The sequence below is a fragment of the Gilliamella bombicola genome (assembly GCF_900094945.1).
GTDB lineage: Bacteria > Pseudomonadota > Gammaproteobacteria > Enterobacterales > Orbaceae > Gilliamella > Gilliamella bombicola.
In genome coordinates, this window is the sequence record NZ_FMAQ01000002.1 from 1 (window position 1) to 18,503 (window position 18,503).

General features: G+C 38.6%; 16 protein-coding genes. 10 read left to right on the forward strand and 6 right to left on the reverse strand.

The window, feature by feature from the left end:
* From GA0061081_RS11040 to GA0061081_RS02025, 3 genes are all read left to right on the forward strand, one after another.
* Window positions 1-1,071 (forward strand): hypothetical protein (locus GA0061081_RS11040; RefSeq protein WP_167349276.1); only part of this gene is annotated, 1,071 nt, incomplete at its 5' end.
* 651 nt (window positions 1,072-1,722) lie between these two features.
* Complete coding sequence (locus GA0061081_RS02015; protein WP_091346629.1) at window positions 1,723-3,132, forward strand: hypothetical protein; 1,410 nt, start codon at window positions 1,723-1,725, stop codon at window positions 3,130-3,132.
* A gap of 704 nt (window positions 3,133-3,836) precedes the next feature.
* The gene (locus GA0061081_RS02025) at window positions 3,837-5,225 is read left to right on the forward strand and encodes a hypothetical protein (RefSeq protein WP_141683316.1); all 1,389 of its coding nucleotides are present in this window, start codon (window positions 3,837-3,839) and stop codon (window positions 5,223-5,225) included.
* 1,020 nt (window positions 5,226-6,245) lie between these two features.
* Here GA0061081_RS02025 and GA0061081_RS02030 read toward each other — a convergent pair.
* The 4 genes from GA0061081_RS02030 to pdxS form a co-directional block, all read right to left on the reverse strand.
* Complete coding sequence (locus GA0061081_RS02030) at window positions 6,246-6,539, reverse strand: helix-turn-helix domain-containing protein (RefSeq protein ID WP_091346636.1); 294 nt, start codon at window positions 6,537-6,539, stop codon at window positions 6,246-6,248.
* The gene (locus GA0061081_RS02035; RefSeq protein ID WP_091346637.1) at window positions 6,532-6,852 is read right to left on the reverse strand and encodes a type II toxin-antitoxin system RelE/ParE family toxin; all 321 of its coding nucleotides are present in this window, start codon (window positions 6,850-6,852) and stop codon (window positions 6,532-6,534) included. Before GA0061081_RS02035 ends, GA0061081_RS02030 begins: the two co-directional genes overlap by 8 nt.
* Before the next feature lie 524 nt (window positions 6,853-7,376).
* The gene (gene pdxT, locus GA0061081_RS02040; protein ID WP_091346639.1) at window positions 7,377-7,967 is read right to left on the reverse strand and encodes a pyridoxal 5'-phosphate synthase glutaminase subunit PdxT; all 591 of its coding nucleotides are present in this window, start codon (window positions 7,965-7,967) and stop codon (window positions 7,377-7,379) included.
* The gene (gene pdxS / locus GA0061081_RS02045) at window positions 7,967-8,854 is read right to left on the reverse strand and encodes a pyridoxal 5'-phosphate synthase lyase subunit PdxS (protein WP_091346641.1); all 888 of its coding nucleotides are present in this window, start codon (window positions 8,852-8,854) and stop codon (window positions 7,967-7,969) included. Before pdxS ends, pdxT begins: the two co-directional genes overlap by 1 nt.
* 186 nt (window positions 8,855-9,040) lie before the next feature.
* On the opposite strand from pdxS, the gene GA0061081_RS02050 reads away from it, so the two are divergent.
* From GA0061081_RS02050 to GA0061081_RS02060, 3 genes are all read left to right on the forward strand, one after another.
* Window positions 9,041-10,429 (forward strand): aminotransferase-like domain-containing protein, encoded by a 1,389-nt coding sequence (locus tag GA0061081_RS02050; RefSeq protein ID WP_091346643.1) that lies wholly within the window; start codon window positions 9,041-9,043, stop codon window positions 10,427-10,429.
* A gap of 500 nt (window positions 10,430-10,929) precedes the next feature.
* On the forward strand, window positions 10,930-11,193 hold the full coding sequence (locus tag GA0061081_RS02055; protein WP_091346644.1) for a SemiSWEET family transporter: 264 nt from the start codon (window positions 10,930-10,932) through the stop codon (window positions 11,191-11,193).
* A gap of 406 nt (window positions 11,194-11,599) precedes the next feature.
* Window positions 11,600-11,920: a DUF1161 domain-containing protein gene (locus GA0061081_RS02060; protein ID WP_091346646.1), complete on the forward strand. Its 321-nt coding sequence runs from the start codon at window positions 11,600-11,602 to the stop codon at window positions 11,918-11,920.
* Between the two features lie 58 nt (window positions 11,921-11,978).
* Here GA0061081_RS02060 and asnA read toward each other — a convergent pair whose 3' ends face one another.
* Window positions 11,979-12,971, reverse strand: a complete 993-nt coding sequence (gene asnA, locus GA0061081_RS02065; protein ID WP_091346648.1) for an aspartate--ammonia ligase — start codon at window positions 12,969-12,971, stop codon at window positions 11,979-11,981.
* Between the two features lie 408 nt (window positions 12,972-13,379).
* On the opposite strand from asnA, the gene GA0061081_RS02075 reads away from it, so the two are divergent.
* Genes GA0061081_RS02075 through GA0061081_RS02085 form a run of 3 tightly spaced genes read left to right on the forward strand, consistent with a single transcriptional unit; the run spans window position 13,380 to window position 15,606 of the window.
* The gene (locus tag GA0061081_RS02075) at window positions 13,380-14,114 is read left to right on the forward strand and encodes a basic amino acid ABC transporter substrate-binding protein (RefSeq protein WP_425337776.1); all 735 of its coding nucleotides are present in this window, start codon (window positions 13,380-13,382) and stop codon (window positions 14,112-14,114) included.
* An 18-nt stretch (window positions 14,115-14,132) separates the two neighbouring features.
* Complete coding sequence (locus tag GA0061081_RS02080; RefSeq protein ID WP_091346654.1) at window positions 14,133-14,897, forward strand: amino acid ABC transporter permease; 765 nt, start codon at window positions 14,133-14,135, stop codon at window positions 14,895-14,897.
* Window positions 14,884-15,606, forward strand: coding sequence for an amino acid ABC transporter ATP-binding protein (locus GA0061081_RS02085; RefSeq protein ID WP_091346656.1), 723 nt, complete (start codon window positions 14,884-14,886; stop codon window positions 15,604-15,606). The genes GA0061081_RS02080 and GA0061081_RS02085 overlap by 14 nt, the downstream gene beginning before the upstream one ends.
* A gap of 136 nt (window positions 15,607-15,742) precedes the next feature.
* Here the strand turns inward: GA0061081_RS02085 and fabB are convergent, their stop codons facing one another.
* Window positions 15,743-16,954 carry a beta-ketoacyl-ACP synthase I gene (gene fabB / locus GA0061081_RS02090; protein ID WP_091346658.1) on the reverse strand — a complete coding sequence of 404 codons (1,212 nt, stop codon included), beginning with the start codon at window positions 16,952-16,954 and terminating at the stop codon, window positions 15,743-15,745.
* Window positions 16,955-17,234: 280 nt separating this feature from the next.
* On the opposite strand from fabB, the gene GA0061081_RS02095 reads away from it, so the two are divergent.
* Window positions 17,235-18,500 carry a putative DNA modification/repair radical SAM protein gene (locus GA0061081_RS02095; RefSeq protein ID WP_091346660.1) on the forward strand — a complete coding sequence of 422 codons (1,266 nt, stop codon included), beginning with the start codon at window positions 17,235-17,237 and terminating at the stop codon, window positions 18,498-18,500.
* Window positions 18,501-18,503: the final 3 nt, after the last annotated feature.

Here is an 18,503-nt window from a genome sequence, read left to right on the forward strand (position 1 = left end):
AGTTTATCAGTAAGTATTACTGATAAGAATGGTCGTAGAGTAAGTCGTAGTGATACATTAAGTGTATGTAGTGCTCCTTATAGGGTAACATTAAGTAGTACAGGAGGAAGTTTAACTACACTGTATGGTGTGCCGAATAGTAGTACTTTTAGTGGTAGTTCAGTGGTGTATTATATTAATCCGAATTCACAACAGCCTGGAGTTTGTTACGCAAGGCCGAATAGGTATCTTGGTGGCAACACTGGTAATAGGTTTGTTAATGACATTGACCATTTCACTTATGTTGGTCCTGCTGACATATGGGATCCTGATAAGGGGTTTTTAGTTCAATCGACAAATTGGTCATCTTATAGGCTTAATTTTCCAACAACAGGTGCTGATGGGTTGTATTTTGATTTGGATATAAGTGGAGTCGATGCAAGTCAGTTGACTTGGTCTGTTGTCACGCGTGGAGCTATAAGAGCAACAGTCAGTTGGACAAGGCCACGTTCAGATTCACACCGAGACCCAATATGGGGAACTGTGCAACATGATAGTTGGATTAGTGATAAATCGAAGAATGTAACTCGGGTAACGTTAAATGGTCCTAGGGCAGATAGCACTCGAATACAATCAAGTAATCCTAGTCCACTAATCGTGCCATCTTTGCCACAGACATTTGTGTTGGTGGGTAGCGATAGAAGCGGTAATGAGGTAAGGTATGGTTTTGTATTGAAGCAGTGGTTTGTCCATCGAGGTGATAAAGAGGGTACTTTGTATGAGCAATCATCGTGGTGTAGTGGTTTGGGGTATCGTACATCACAGGTCAAGGATTTAACCAATGCGAGCGGAGGTTATTGGCAAGGAGCCATGCCTTCCTCAGGTTTTGCTGGTTACCAGCGTCGAATAGGTGCAGGTTTTTTCACTGAGTGGGGCTATATTCCCCATTACGCCTCCACGGGGTTTCTTGCCGATAGCTTCTGGACTGGTGACCATATACTTAACCTTGGCTTCACTGTTTACCCGGCCAGCGGCGATGTCGGTGGCTACGATGTTTTTCGCCATCATTATGGTCTTTGTACCGTACCTTAGTCCTTAGGTCATGGGTGTGATTATGGTGTGACAATCTAACAAGGAACCTCACTCCCGTGTAGTTAGGGCTTGTGCTGTTGTGGTTAATTACTACAATACCATAAGCCCCAAACAACCAAACCAATAATCGCTTTTAATTCTTAAAAAACAATCCAATTTTTCATTAAAAATCGGTCAGGAAAGGTATTGATTTTATTAAATTTTTTTATTTATTGGTTTTTAGCCAAAAACCACCACCCAACACCCTCCCCCCAAAGCACACCAACATAAGCTGACTCAAGCCTTAACAAAACTTTAAAATTTTTAACAAAAAACTAGCGCATTATTAATCAACCGGTTATAATTTAACCGCTTTCAAAGCAAGGAAATGCTCGCTAGTTGGGTGGTTAATTATATAAAATTGAAATAAAACAAAAATTTACTTGACAGGATAATCGAAATGCGCTATCATAATCGGCATCTGGCATCTGGCATCTGGCCTGCCAAACCTATGTTCTAAATCTTTTTCAATATCATCGTAGTCAAAATCAGACTCCATTCTTATTTTTATCACCAAAGTTATCGAAATCATCAAACTTAGCAAACTCGCTGAGTTTATCAGCAAGCTTATCACCAAGGCCTAAAATTTTATCCTTCTTATCAAGGTCTTTATTGGTTTTTGCTACGTTGTTGTTATTGCCGTATTCGCAAAGTTCTTTGGCATTAACGGCTTATACCTCAAAAGTGATTCAGGGTAGTGCGCCGTATTTAACGTTTGATGGGGGACGAACTAAAGCAACAACGACTGACACATTATTAGCTATTGAGTTGCCAGATGGTAGAACCATCACGCCGTCAACTAACACATCAAGTTCGACAAATCCGATAAGGTTAGTTAATGGAAGTACTTTTAATGATATACACATGCTAGTGCCGACGGGGGCAAATACAGTCCGTTTAAATGACTTAATTACACAAGGTAATTGGGGGGATGATGATGGGGATGGTCAAGGTACTAATGATGTAACGGCGACAGGTAGTTTATCAGTAAGTATTACTGATAAGAATGGTCGTAGAGTAAGTCGTAGTGATACATTAAGTGTATGTAGTGCTCCTTATAGGGTAACATTAAGGAGTACAAGCGGTAGTTTAGTAACCCGATATGGCGTACCGAATAGCAGTACTTTTAGTGGTAGCTCTGTTGTGTATTATATCAATCCAAATATTAATGTTGGTGTTTGTTACGCAAGGCCGAGTTTGTGGTATGGTGGCACTGGTTTTGTTATTGATGATGTCAATGATGGATCCGAGAACGCCGGTCCATCTAACATATGGAGTCCTGTTAAGGGTTTTTTAACCCAGTCAACAACTCCGTCATCTTATGGACTTAATTTTCCGACAACGGGTTCTGATGGTTTATATTTTGATTTAGATATAGTTGGTATTGATGCAAGTCAGTTGACTTGGTCTGTTGCCACGAATGGTAGTATAAGTGCAACAGTGAGTCGGACAAGGCCACGTTCGGGTGCATTTAGAGAGCCACGAGGAAATAACATAATAGCCGATGCGTGGATTAGTGATAAATCTAGTTATGTAACACGGGTAACGTTAAATGGTCCTAGAGCAAGTGATACTCAAATAGATTCATGGAATCCAAGCCGTTTAAGAACGCCATCTTTACCGCAGACCTTTGAGTTAGTGGGTAGGGATCGTCAAGGTAATGAGGTGAGGTATGGATTTGTGTTAAAGCAGTGGTTCGTCAATCGAGGGAAGCAAACTGGCTTTCAGGATGCTCAATCATCTTGGTGTAATCGCTTGGGTTATCGTCTTGTGCAGGTAAAAGATTTAACCAATAGCAATATTGAGGGGGCTAATCCGTCTTCAGGTGGTAATCATTTCCAACGTCGAATTGGTGCTGGCTTTTTCACTGAGTGGGGCTCAGTGTTTCTTTACGCCGGTGCGGATTTTGCCTTCTACCGCTACTGGAGTGACTCAACAAATTCTCGTCATGTTGAGGTGAGGAACGGTTCCGTTTGGAGTGACGCGCCCTGCTGTTACTACAATGTTTGTACCACACCTTAGCTTTTATTGTTTAGTCCTTAATTCTTAGACTACGGGTGTTTATGGTATAAATAAAGGCAATCTATCAAAGAACAACCATCCCTGAGAAGTTTTTTTGGGGTAGTAAAGTTGGGGGCTTGTGCTGTTGTGGTTAATTACTACAACACCATAAGTCCCAAACAACCAAACCAATAATCGCTTTTAATTCTTAAAAAACAATCCAATTTTTCATTAAAAATCGGTCAGGAAAGGTATTGATTTTATTAAAGTTTTTATTTGGTGGTTTTTAGCCAAAAAACACCGCCCAAACCCTTCCCCAAAACACACCAACATAAGCTGACTCAAGCCTTAACAAAACTTTAAAATTTTTAACAAAAAACTAGCGCATTATTAATCAACCGGTTATAATTTAAGCGCTTTCAAAGCAAGGAAACGCTCATTAGTTGAGCGGATAATTATAAAAAATGTAAATAAAACAAAAAATTATTTGACAGGACAATCGAAATGCGCTATCATAATCGGCATCTGGCATCTGGCATCTGGCCTGCCAAACCTACGCCCTAAATCTTTTTCAATATCATCGTAGTCAAAATCAGACTCCATTCTTATTTTTATCACCGAAGTCATTTCGCGTAGCGAAATCGGCAGGGTTATTGCCGATTTCCAAATTGTTATCTAAATTCTCGTTATTATCAAAATCCGCGTTGTTCTTCGTGGCATTGTTCTTGTTGTTATATACACAGAGTTCTGTGGCATTAACGCCTTGTTCACAGCCATTCATGGCGTGTACTTCAAGGGTAATAGAGGGTAGTGCGCCGTATTTAACATTCAACGGTGGTCGAACAAAGGCAACAGATACAGACAGTTTGTTGTCTATAAGGTTGGAGGATGGTCGGGTTATCACGCCATCTACTAATACATCAAGCGTATCAAATCCAATAAGCTTACCTTATGCAGGAAGTAGATTGGGAGATATAGGAATGATATTTCCACGAACAACAGCTAGTTCAGTGAGTTTAAGTGATTTAGCCACAAGGTATAATTATTGGCGAGATGATGATGGAGATGAGCCGGCAGCAAATGGTATATCAGGGAGTATATCGGCATCCTTTACAGATAAGGATGGCAATGACGTTAGTTTTAACGAAGCATTAAGTGCATGTAAGGCTCCTTATAGGGTAACTTTAAGTAGTACAGGGGGATATTTACAAACACAGTACGGGGTTCCTAATAGAACCAATTTTAGTGGTAAGACGGTGACATATTATATCAATCCGTATGGTGGTGCTTGTGTATCACGCTTTGTGCGTTACGTAAGGCCGAGTTTGTTATATGGTGGTACTGGTATCTTATCTGATGATGTCTATGAGTATGCCGGCCCATCTAACATATGGTCTCGTACAAGGGGTTTTGTAACTCAGTCAACGAGTTCATCATCTTATGGCCGAAATTTTCCTACAACGGGTGCTGATGGGTTGTATTTTGACTTAGAGATGCCTACTGGAGTGGATGGAAGTCAGTTGACGTGGTCAGTTGTCACAAATGGTAGTATAACAGCTATAGTCAGATGGACAAGGCCATACAGTACTGATGATTGGATTAGTGATACATCAAAATATGTAACACGGGTAGCGTTAATCAATCCTAGGCAGCTACGTCCATCTTTGCCACAGACTTTTGAATTAGTCGGTAGGGATAGTCGAGGTAATGAGGTGAAGTATGGATTTGTGTTAAAGCAGTGGTTTGTCCATCGGGATGATCGGGATACACAGTCTAACCAATCCACTTGGTGTAGAAGTTTAGGTTATCACCTTCCTAGGGTTAGGGATGTAACTAACGCGAAGTGTGGTGCTATGGGTTCTTGGTTCCCATGTGTAAATGGCATAGATGGTGCCACGCCGTCCTCAGGTACTGTGCATTACAAGCGTTACATAGGTGCTGGTTTTTTCACAGAATGGGGCGACGTGGGCCGCTACGCTGATGCGGGCTTAGCCGGCACCTACTGGACAAGCGACGCAGCAGGTAGCGATGGCTTCTATGTCCGCACACCCGACGGCGCCGTTGCTCGCTGGATTGCCAGCCACGGCAACAGAGGTCTTTGTGTCACACCTTAGTTTTTATTGCTTAATCCTCTTGGGCCGCGGGGGCGGTTATGGTCAAATAGAGGATAATCTAACAAAGAATAAAGCCCCGCGTCTGTTGGGACATTTTCCCTTAGGGTTACGCTGTTGCGGCAAAGCCACAATCGCGCCGCCCCCCCGCCAATGCTGAAAGCGTGGTTGGCAATCCTAGTGGATTACGCTGTGGCGGTTTAAATTCGTAGTCTATTTATAGTACGGCAAGGTTTCGGACGTTTTGACCTTGGGTGAACAAAATAGCTACAGTGACCACGTCCGAGCAAAGGGAATTAAAACGAATTCCCTTTGCAATCCCACGCTTTGGCTACAGAATGTGGCCTGCGACACTACTCGTATCATCCTGATACTCGCCTCTGCGAGGCCATCTTCGCTTTGCTCAGATGTTCAAATTTGTTCCAGACAAATTTGTCCGCCGCTGCCGCTCGGTCTTAACGCACCGTTTGTGGACGCGTTCCAGACGCACCACAAACTCGCCAAACATCCCTGTTTGGCGTGCTAACCTCGCTCTGTTGTCGGCACATTCTGACGCCGGAGCAAGACAAACAACATAATCTTAGGTGTTTTTTGATGAGTTACTTTTGTGTTAAAAGCAATGAAATTGCATCCCAAAAGTGGTCAGGAAAGGTATTGATTTTATTGAGGTTTTTATTTTGCTATTTTTAAGCTAAATCAATCACTTAAACAACCTAAGCAAAGCGCTGACACACAACAAATCCACAAAACCACGAATAACACTCTAATAACAGCAATTTAACCACTCCAAACCCTTTTTTAATGATAATTTAAAATTAAATTAAATAAAATCAATGATATAATTATAAAAACACAACAATCTTTCCAAAAACGATAGTTATGTTATTTGTCTTATTCCGGCGTCAGAATGAACCGACTGTTTTACGATTACGAGATTTAAGTAATGAGAATAAAAAAGACATGATAACTCCAAACGAATAAAATTGAGCATTTTATTCGTTTGGAGTTAACTGCACTATAAATTTATAATGTAGATAAATTCATGTTTATTTTTGCATTGCATGCGTTTAAATATTTTAAAATCGTTTTTATATTTGTGTTTAATGGTGCTCTCTCAATTCTGTTTATGTTAGATGGTGCAACATCTAAACGTTTTGCAAGCTCAGTTTGAGATAATTTTGCAGTTTCTCTTGCTGTTAACAACAATTCACGCAATTTCCATTCGTCCTCGGCTTCATCATATGCAGCCCTCGCGACAGGGTCAGCAAGCGCAATCTCTTTGATTTCACTAAATGTTGTGCTGTGTTTTTTACTCATTTTCAATCATCTCCAATAATCTTGTTCGTGCTATTTGTAGTGCGCCAGATGACGTTTTTTGTGTTTTTTTAACAAATGCATGTAGAATAAAAATTGTTTTTTCTTTTTGATATACATAAATAGTTCTAGCTATATTATTGCGCTCCAACGCTCTCAATTCAAACAACCCACCGCCCAACGCTTTACTATGTGGCATTTGCATTTGTCCGAATAGTTCCAGTTTTTCAATCAATTTAATTGTTCGACCCCTTAATTCTGCCGGCAACCCCAGAATTTCAGATTTCGCATCATCATGCGTTTTTATTGTGAACATTTAATTAATCCGTTTTGTCATTTTTAATAATTGTATCAAATTTGATAAAGAACTCAATAAAACTATTATTTATTTTAATAAAAATATCAAAATAAATCTTTTTATCAAAAAAGATAGTCATGCTGTTTGTTTTATTCCGGCGTCAGCGAGATTAGCACGCCAAACAGGGATGTTTGGCGAGTTTGTGGTGCGTCTGACAAATTTGTCTGGAACAAATTTGAACACCTGAGCATAGCGAAGGTGGCCTCGCAGAGGCGAGTATCAGGACGATACGAGTAGTGCCGCAGGCCACATTCTGCAGCCAAGCGCGGGATTGCTAAGGGAATTCGCTCTAATTCCCTTAGCTCGGACGTGGGCACGATAGCAATTTTGTTCAGCCCAGGTTAAAACGTCCGAAACCACCACACCCAATCTATCCTATTCACCAAAACAAAAAAAGGCCCGATTTTCAGCCAAAAAATCGGTCAGGAAAGATATTGATTTTATTAAAGTTTTTATTTGGTGGTTTTTACAGTATCACCCCTTTAACACCTATCAACAAAATAACACATAATTCGATTATCTTTGCTTAATTCAGGATGAAAAGCACATACCAAAATATTACCTTGTTGTGCCATAATGCAACGCTTTCCAACGAATGCGAGTTGTTCAACAGTTTGTCCTGCTTTGGCAATATAAGGTGCGCGAATAAATATTGCTGGTATTTGCTTGCCAATCGTTGGTATCTCTAAGGTTGTTTCAAAGCTGTTAATTTGCCGTCCAAAGCCGTTGCGTTCAACACAAATATCCATTAAGCCCAACAATTCGACTTCGTTATGAGTTGTGCTATTACCGCAAAGCACCAGTCCCGCGCAGGTGCCTAATATGCCTTTGCCTTGTTTGGCAAATTGTTTTATTGGTTCGACAAGTCCATTTTGTTTAATTAAACGGCTAATGGTGGTCGATTCGCCACCGGGAATGATTAATCCGTCTAGCTTGGTTAATTGTTCAGGACGTTTAACTAGAGTTGTTTGTACATTGTTGATGCTATTAAGCATTGTTATATGCTCACTGACTGCACCTTGCAAATTGAGCACTCCAATGTGTTTAACGTTGTTATGAGCTGAAGTTGTCATTACCAACCTCGATCTTGCATTCTTTCTGATTGAGCAAGTGTACTGATTTCAATTCCTTTCATTGCGTTACCCAAGCCTTTTGAAAGCTCGGCTAAACGTGGATAGTCGTCAAAATAAGTGGTTGCTTGTACAATGGCTTTAGCAAACTTTTCAGGATTTTGGGATTTGAATATGCCAGATCCAACAAAAACACCGTCAGCACCCAATTGCATCATAAGTGCCGCATCGGCAGGGGTTGCTATGCCGCCAGCGGCAAAGTTAACAACAGGTAGTTTTTTTAACTGTTTGATTTGCAATACTAGCTCATAAGGTGCGCCTATCTCTTTGGCAAAAGTCATTAATTCATCTTTCGATTTGTTAGCAACTTGGCGAATTTGTTCGTTGACTTTACGCATATGGCGCACAGCTTCAACAATGTTGCCGGTGCCGGGTTCACCTTTGGTGCGTAGCATAGATGCACCTTCGCCAATTCGGCGTAGCGCTTCGCCCAGATCACGACAACCACAAACAAATGGTACGGTGAATTCTTCTTTGAGTAAGTAATACTGTTCATCGGCAGGGGTGAGCACTTCGCTTTCGTCAATATAGTCAACGCCCATTGATTCTAAAATACGAGCTTCAACAATGTGACCAATGCGTGCTTTAGCCATCACAGGTATAGTGACCGCTTTCATGACTTGTTCAATAATAGTTGGATCAGCCATTCGAGCAACTCCACCCGCTGCGCGGATATCTGAGGGCACTCGCTCTAAAGCCATTACGGCAACTGCGCCAGCTTGTTCCGCTATTTGGGCTTGTTCTGCGTTAACCACGTCCATAATAACGCCACCTTTTTGCATTTGTGCCATGCCTCGTTTAACGGTTTGTGTGCCTGTAATTGGGTTCATTTTTTTGCTCCTGATTCAATCAATAATGACGATATTGTCTAACTGTATTTAATGCTTTTTATTATTCAAAAATAAAACACCACAAAAAACAGCCAATTGGCCTATAATAGTACCATCCAATTTTGCAGTGTTTGCGGTAATAAACCTGCCCAAGCAAGCCATGAAACCTGTTAAAGTGAAATAATCATGTGGGATCAGCAAAAACTAGCACCCTTGTCAGGTGCACTTTTTAAGAAAGTGACACAACTTATTGAAGATTATATTGATCAAGGTATGTTGATAGCCGGCGAAAGGTTGCCTTCAGAACGCGAATTGGCAAAAAAATTGTCTGTTAATCGTTCAACGGTTGTCCATGCCTTAGATTTGTTAACGGAACGTGGTGTGCTGATCCGTCGGCAAGGAAGCGGTACTTATGTCAATAATCAAAAATGGGGAATGCAAACCTATTCATCTATTCATTGGCGTTTACCTGCGCATTTTTATCAAAATAAGCAATCGGTTTATCAACAAAAATCGGCACAAATGCGTACGCAATTATCCATTTGTGATCTGGCTAATGGTGATTTACCAACGCATTTGATCCCCAAACTTCAGTTACCCAATGTCTCATTAGATGAATTGATTATGCACGAAAAAAATAGTGATACATTACAATTGGGGTTGCCATCACTAAAGATGCAAATTGCTATTTATATGCAAAAGCAGTTTGCGATGCAAGTTGATCCTGAAGAGATTTTAATTACATCGGGCACACAGCAATCGTTGTTTTTGATTACGCAGGGGTTGCTTAAACCCGGGGATTCGGTGGGAATTGAGTCGCCGTCTTATTTTTATTCTTTACCACTGTTTCAAGCTGCAGGATTACGTTTGTATGGTATTGAGTGTGATAATGATGGTATTACGCTTGAAAGTCTTGCTAGCTGTGTGCAACAACATCACATAAAATGGCTGTTTTTAAATCCTGTCTTCCAAAATCCGATGGGTTTTGTTATGAGCCATGAGCGTAAGAAAGAAATATTGGTATTTTGTCGATCTCAATGTATTGGGATTGTTGAAGATGATGCTTATAGTAGTTTAGCATTTAGACGTGATTTGGCCGTATCACCAATTAAAAAATTTGAACAGCATAACCAAGTTATTTATCTGGGTTCGCTATCAAAATATATAGGGCGAAATATTCGCGTCGGGTGGATGGTTGCCCCACGTGATATTATCGAAAATCTAGCAAAAATTCGACAACATATCGACTCAGGGTTAAGCATTTTGCCACAATTATTGGCGCAAGAGTATTTGCAACATCACTACGTAAGCCATCAACAGCAGCTATGCCAAGCGTTGCAAATCAAAGCTGAACAGTTAATGCTGTGGTTAGATAGTTATTTTGGCAGTGATATTACTTATCAAGCTCCATTGGGTGGCTTTCACTTGTATGCTTATTTACCAGTGAACACGGTTGCGCAAGAATCTGCTTTGCTTAATAAGCTGTTATTAGATGGTGTGATTGTGTCACAAGGTGCCAGTTTTGGCGATGGTCTTGGTGCAATTAGATTAAGTTATGGACATTTTGAATTATAACTAAAATAAAATTATTGTTATGATTGCTTAATATTTGATCTTAAATAAATTTATAAATTAATCATGGCTTTAAAGAGTTATCAACAGGATTATTCAATACTTATTAAGTTATACAGTGAATAAAAAATTTCGGTTCTTTTAGTATATTGACTCTATAGCTAAAATTATCAATTGACTATTATTGTACAAAGCAAACTGTATTCAAATAATCAAAAAAATGTTAAAAAATATTAAATCGTTTAACCAATTATTGAAATTAGTTATGCCTTGTTATTTGTTATCACGTGCCAAAATTAATTATTGATTGTTGTTTTATTTTATTGATTAATAGTGAATTTTTTTATAAATCTTAGCCAGTAATGCTAGGTGAGTGAATTGCTTGTCTTATTTTAATACAATTTACAGGATTAAGCTTTAGAAGGTGGATTGCTGATAGTTGTCTAACTAGCTATAATTGAAGACACAAGATGATAAATCATAAATGCTATTAGGAGGCTATTTTGCATCTTTCACCGAAGGCTTTTCGTATTTTGGGTATTATCGCCACGATAGCATCATTAGGAATGTATGTTTCTTATATTCCGCAAATCATCGATAATTTGCATGGATTAAAATCCAATCCAACTCAACCACTAGCCGCAGCCGTTAACTGTGCGCTTTGGGTTAGTTATGGGTTATTGAGAGAAAAGAAAGACTGGCCACTTGCTATTGCCAATTGCCCAGGTGTCTTTTTTGGGTTAATTGCTTTTTTAACTGCTTTATAATTTGCGTAAAGCGATTGAATGGGCGCTAATCAATTTTGTTTAGTGGCTGTTTTTTTACCTACTAATCAACATGGGATAATTTTAGTAAAACTAAAAAAAAGAGTGGCTATTTTTATCAAAATAAGATCGAAAATAAAGTCGCTTAATATTTAACCTTTAAAAAAACAAGTTATTAATCATAATATTATTGAGTTATTAACAGGTTTATTAATCACTTATCAAATTGTATAGTGAATAAATTGAAGTCATCGGTTTGTTTTAATATTACCCAACAGAATAATAATCTTGTTGGATGTGTAATTATATTTGTAGGCTGTTTTTAATCGCCATTAAAAGTTGATAGACAGTGTAATCAATAGTTTTACAATGCATTCAATAATCAAATCACATATAAAAGGGAAAGAAAATGAAAAAATTAATCGGTGTGTTTTTACTTAGTTTACCTATGTTAGCTGCGGCATCCAATTGTGACGAAATTAGCGCCAATATTGCCGAAAAAATTAAAAATAATGGTGTTGATCCATCCCATTTTCAGCTTAAACTCGAACCTGCTGACAAATCAGGGGAACAAATTGAAGGTAAAATTGTAGGATCGTGTGATCGTGGTCAGCAACATATTGTTTACGTTCGTTTAGATGGTGTTGCAACTGAAAATCATCCATCACAATCTACGCCAAAAAATACTGAATCAGCTCCAGTACAAAGTGATGAGCCAGTGACAAATTAATTTAAATTTTTTAAGCAAAAAAATAGGGCGCTAGGCCCTATTTTTTTTTGGTGATTGGTTATAATAAATTACTGTAATTTGCTTTAACATCATCGTCCCATACACTTGCTTGTACTTGACCTATGTGCTTTTGTTGCAGAAGTAACATTGTTAAACGCGATTGGCCAATGCCACCACCAACTGTTTGCAACAAATCGCCATTGATTAACGCTTTATGCCAATCAAGTTGTAAGCGATCTTCATCATTAGTTAGTTTTAATTGATGTTTTAGCGTTTCAGCATTGACACGAATTCCCATTGATGAAATTTCAAATGCACTATTTAAAATCGGATTCCAGACTAAAATATCACCATTTAAGCCTTTAGATCCTAAATCATTTACACTGCTCCAGTCATCATAGTCGGGAGCACGGACGTCGTGTTTTTCATTATTCGATAACTTACCGCCAATACCAATTAAAAACACTGCACCAAGTTCTTTGGTTATTGCATTTTCGCGCTCTTTAGGGGATAAATTTGGGTAACGTTTTAATAATTGTTCACTATCGATAAAGGTGATCGATTCAGGTAAAAATCGCGAAATATGATATTGTTGTGATACTGCCTTTTCAGTTGCCTTAATGGCGGCATAAATATTGTCAACAGTCTGTTTTAGATAAGTTAAATTGCGATCTTCAGGGCGAATCACCTTTTCCCAATCCCATTGATCGACATAAACCGAATGAATTGGCGAAAGCTTATCTTCATCTGGGCGCAATGCCTTCATATTGGTATAAATTCCTTCGCCAGCTTCAAAATGGTGATCACTTAAAATTTTACGCTTCCATTTAGCCAGTGAATGTACCACTTCATATTGCGTATTAGGGATCGCCTTCACTTTAACTTGCACGGCATGTTCTGTACCAGATAAATTATCTTGAATACCATCGCCAACTTTACTTAGTAACGGAGCTTGCACTTCGATTAGTGACAAACGTTCGGCAAGTTGGTTGGCAAAAAACTGCTTAACAAAGCTGATTCGTTGCTGCTGCTCTTTAAATGATATCGTCATGTTTACGCTCTAGTTATTTAATTTTCCGTGTATAAGTAAAGTAAACTAGATGAGTGAATTTTGCAAGATGAAGATAAAAAAGCAATACAGAGTAAAGAAAGTACTCATTTTGTTGTGATTTTGCCACTGTATATTATGGATATGACGTATCTTATGGAATTATTTTTACAACAAACAGATCATCACTCAAAAATCAGTCAGAAAAGATATTGGTTTTGTTTTGTTTTTTTGTGGATTTTATCTAAAACTATCTTTTCCTTTCCCTAAAACCAAAAACACCATCATTAATGCACCTTATTTAAATATTAAGTTGCAATATTTTGTTCAAAAGTTATCATGTTTTTTCCATTTATTTACAATTAGGAAGTCATGATGAAGTCTTTTTTTTCGTTAATCTTTGCTAGTAGTATGCTTGTTTTTAGTGCTTTTTCTTATGCTGATGAGCCAACTTATGTGGTTGGTGCAGGTGGGACTTATCGTCCATTTGAATTCGAAAATAGCCAACGTGAGTTAGAAGGCTTTGATATCGATCTGATTAAAGCAATTGCAGATGCTGAGCATTTTAATATTAAGCTAATTAATACTCCTTGGGACAGTATTTTTGCAAGTCTAAATAATGGTGAGCGCGATATTATTATTTCTGGAATTACAATTACCGATAAACGTAAAAATTCAGTTGATTTTTCGTTACCTTATTTTCCAGCAGAACAAGTTATTGTGACTCAACAAGGGTCAAATATTACCGCGCTTACTGATTTGAACACCAAAACAGTAGGGGTTGTTAATGGTAGTACGGCTGATGTTGTTGTCTCGAAAGTTTTAGGTCGTAATAGCCGCGCTATTAAGCGTTTTGATAATACACCGCTTCTTTTACAAGATTTATATGAACAAGGTATTGATGCCGCTGTTAGTGATGTTGGGGTAGTTAAGTTTTATATCAAAATGCATCCCGGTAAGGATTTTAATTTGATTTCTGATTCAAATTTTGAACCTCAGTATTTTGGTATCGCTGTTGCTAAAGGCAATCAAAAGTTAAATGATAAAATCAATGCAGGACTTAAAAAAATTGTTGCTGATGGAACTTATAGCAAAATTTATCGCAAATGGTTTGATGACAACGTACCAACTTTACCAATTAATTAATTTGGCCAATAGGTTTTAGTGATGGGATTTAACTGGGATATTATACAAGATTATCTACCGCTGTTTATTGATGGTGCAATAATGACAGTGACTTGCACTGTTGTTTGTGTAGTGCTTGGTACTTTTTGGGGCTTAATATTAGGAATTGGTCGGGTTGCTCAATGTCGGCATGGTATTTATAAATATGTGCTGTGTGTGTTGGTTAAGTGGCCGGTGAAAATTTATGTTAGTGCCTTTCGTGGTACCCCATTATTTGTGCAAATTATGGTGACTTATTTTGTTGTTATGCCATTTTTGTTACATCCTAATAACGGTATTTTGGTGTCCGATTATTTGATTTCGCCAGAAGTTGCCCGATATTTACGTGTTCAATATGGCGCGTTTATTTCGTGTATATTAGCAATTACGTTGAATGCTGGTGCTTATATTTCTGAAATATTCCGTGCCGGCATTCAATCCATCGATAAAGGACAAATGGAAGCTGCCCGATCGCTGGGTATGGGTTATGGCAGTACAATGCGCAAAGTTATTTTGCCACAAGCCTTTCGCCGAATGTTACCGCCTTTGGGCAATAATGCGATTGCTATTTTAAAGGATTCATCATTAGGTTCAGCTATTGGGCTTATTGATTTGGCTTATGCGGCTAGAACTGCGGGTGCCGCCAATGCGGTTTATGCTGAACCTTATTTTGTTATTTCTATTGTTTATTGGTCTATGACGTTTTTATTATCACTCCTTGTGAAATATATGGAAAAAAGGTTAGGCAAAAGTGATTCACATTAAAAATCTACAAAAACAGTTTGGTGATATCCATGTATTGCGTGGTATTACGTGTGATATTCAAGAAAAAGAGGTCATTTCGATCATTGGGCCATCGGGTTCGGGTAAGAGTACTTTTTTGCGTTGTATTAATGCGTTAGAAGATATCACATCGGGCGAAATTGTCGTTAATGGTTTTAAAGTACATGACCCTAAAACCAATATTAATCATCTGCGTGAATCGGTAGGTATGGTGTTTCAGCGTTTTAATCTGTTCCCCCATATGACGGTATTGCAAAATTTAATTTTAGCGCCAATGGATGTTAAAAAAATGGCGAAAACTGATGCTATTGCTAAAGCTGAAAGTTTGCTTGTTAAAGTCGGTTTGATTGATAAGATCGACGCTTACCCAAGTCAATTATCTGGAGGTCAACAGCAACGCGTGGCAATAGCTAGGGCTTTGATGATGGAACCAACAGTGATGTTATTTGATGAGCCTACATCGGCGCTTGATCCTGAACTCGTTGGTGAGGTGCTTGCTGTCATGAAGTCATTAGCGCAAGAAGGCATGACTATGATTGTTGTTACCCATGAGATGGGGTTTGCTCGGGAAATGTCCAGCCGTGTGATTTTTATCGATCAGGGAATTATTCAAGAGCAGGGCTCGCCCGAGCAAATTTTTAAATATCCGCAAAACGAACGTACTAAGCTATTTTTGAGTAAGGTGCTATAACTGTTAATATAGTTATTGCTGTTTTTAGGTGTTCCTTTTGTCAGCAGTAAGTTGGTTAGTCAGTGGTATTGTTTTAGCAATAAAAAAACCGTTCATTACAGAACGGTTTTTTTATGAATATAGTTAAATTTGCTTATTAACCCTTGTATTTTTTCATGACAATTGAGGCATTTGTACCACCAAAACCAAAGCTATTTGACATGACTGTGGTAAGTTCACGCTCGGTTGGTTCGGTAATAATGTTCATACCAATTGCTGCTTCATCAAGTTCATCAATATTAATGCTTGGTGTAATAAAGCCATGTTCTAACATTAATAATGAATAAATAAGCTCTTGTGCACCAGTTGCACTTAATGAGTGACCTGTCATTGATTTGGTTGATGAAATCGCTGGAATGTTATCACCAAATACTTGTTTGATTGCCCATAACTCTTTGACATCACCTACTGGGGTTGATGTGCCGTGGGTGTTGATGTAATCAACCGGAACATCTAAATCTTGAATAGCAAGTTGCATACAGCGCATTGCACCTTCGCCTGATGGGGCAACCATATCATGCCCGTCTGATGTTGCACCATAGCCAACAAGTTCACCATAAATATGCGCACCACGCGCAAGGGCATGTTCTAATTCTTCAACAACAACCATGCCGGCACCACCTGCAATAACAAAACCATCACGGTTTTTATCATAAGCACGTGATGCTTTTTCTGGGTTGTCGTTATATTTGGTTGATAAAGCACCCATGGCGTCGAATTCGCATGACATTTCCCAGCACAGTTCTTCACCACCACCGGCAAAAACGATATCTTGCTTGCCAAGTTGAATCAGTTCGGCTGCGTGACCAATACAGTGAACTGATGTTGCACAAGCAGATGTCATTGAGTAGCTAATCCCTTTGATTTTAAATGGGGTTGCTAAGCAAGCCGAAATTGCCGATGACATTGATTTAGTTACAGCATAAGGACCAACACCACGTAGGCCTTTTTCTTTCATGCCTGCAACGACATTGTATTGTGTTTTGGTTGAGCCACCATAACCAGCAATTAAACCAGTGCGAGGGTTAGAGACTTGTTCCGGAGTCAATTTTGCATCTTCAATGGCTTGTTGTAAAGCTAGATAACCATAAATAGAAGCGTCATTCATGAAGCGAACAACTTTGCGATCAATCAGTCCTGTCGTGTCGAGTTTGACATTCCCGCATACATGGCTACGCATTCCGCTATCTTTCATTTCTTGGGAAAAGGTAATACCACTACGACCGATTTTTAGTGATTCTAAAACTTCTTTAGTATTATTCCCAATACTTGAAAGAATTCCTAACCCTGTAATTACAACACGTTTCATTTACTATTTAGCTCCTAAGTTATCTGGCTTCATATAAAAAAGTGCGTTGATTATAGCGTACACTTGTAAGCTGAACAATACCTTGCCGTATTTTTTATTTGTATCTCTTAATATCGCCTTGATATTTAAATAAATAAAGCAATTAAACTAAATAAAACAGCTGAATAAAGCGACGCTAAAGAGCTCGAATAGTAGCTATTTTAGCTCGCAATATTTGCTTGCCAAGCTTTATAGGATTGCTATATACTGTATAAATAGACAGTATTTTAATAGGTTGAATATGTCCGAGAAAATGATAACCAAACTTGAAATATTAGCCGAATCAGCAAAATATGATATTTCTTGCTCGTCAAGTGGCGCATCAAGAAGTAATAAAGCTAAAGGTATTGGTAATGCACATAAATCTGGTATTTGCCATAGCTTTACTGCTGATGGTCGGTGTGTTTCGTTACTTAAAATTATGCTGACAAATTATTGTATGTTTGATTGTGCTTATTGTATTAACCGGCAAAGTAATGATATTCCTAGAGCGGGCTTTACGCCACGCGAACTGGCCAATTTGACCATTGAATTTTATCGCCGTAATTATATAGAAGGTTTATTTATCAGTTCGGGGATTGTTAGAAGTCCAGATCATACCATGGAAAGAATGATTAGAGTGGTAAAGATTTTGCGTGATGAGCATGGCTTTAATGGCTATATACATATGAAAGCGATCCCCGGTGCGAGTAATGATCTAATTAATCAAGCTGGCTTATTAGTTGATAGGATGAGTGTTAATTTAGAAATTCCAACGGAAGAAAATCTTAAATTACTCGCGCCCGATAAAGATCATCAAAGCATCTATCAACCTATGCGGCAAATTCATCAAAATGTTTTAGAAAATATCGAGGATCGCAAAAAATTTCGAACCACACCCAAATTTGTACCTGCAGGGCAAAGTACTCAAGTTATTATTGGTGCGACAGATGAGTCGGATAAGCAAATTTTGCAATTAACCGCCAAACTTTATAAACGACCAAGTATGAAACGAGTTTATTATTCGGGATTTATTCCGGTAAATGGTTACGACAAACGGCTGCCTGTTGTGCAAGAAGTACCAAGAGTGCGCGAAAACCGTTTATACCAAGCCGATTGGTTATTGCGTTTTTATGATTTTAATGTCGATGAAATCGTTAACGATCAATATCCCGATCTGGATTTAACGGTCGATCCCAAACTGGCTTGGGCAATCCGTAATCCGCAGTTTTTTCCGGTTGATGTGAATCGTGATAGTTATCAAAAAATATTACGAGTGCCAGGCATTGGTGTTAAGTCAGCCAAGTTAATTGTGATGGCAAGGCGTCATCGAAAGCTTACTCTTGATGCACTTAAACGCATTGGCGTTGTTTTAAAACGTGCACAATTTTTTGTTATTTGTCACGAAATGAGAAAATTCAAATTACTCAATTCATCGGCCGAATATATCCGACTTACGTTGCAAGATCCGCCTTTGCTAGAAGATAAACAGATAAATACTCCACAGCAATTAGTAATGGGTTGGTAAAAC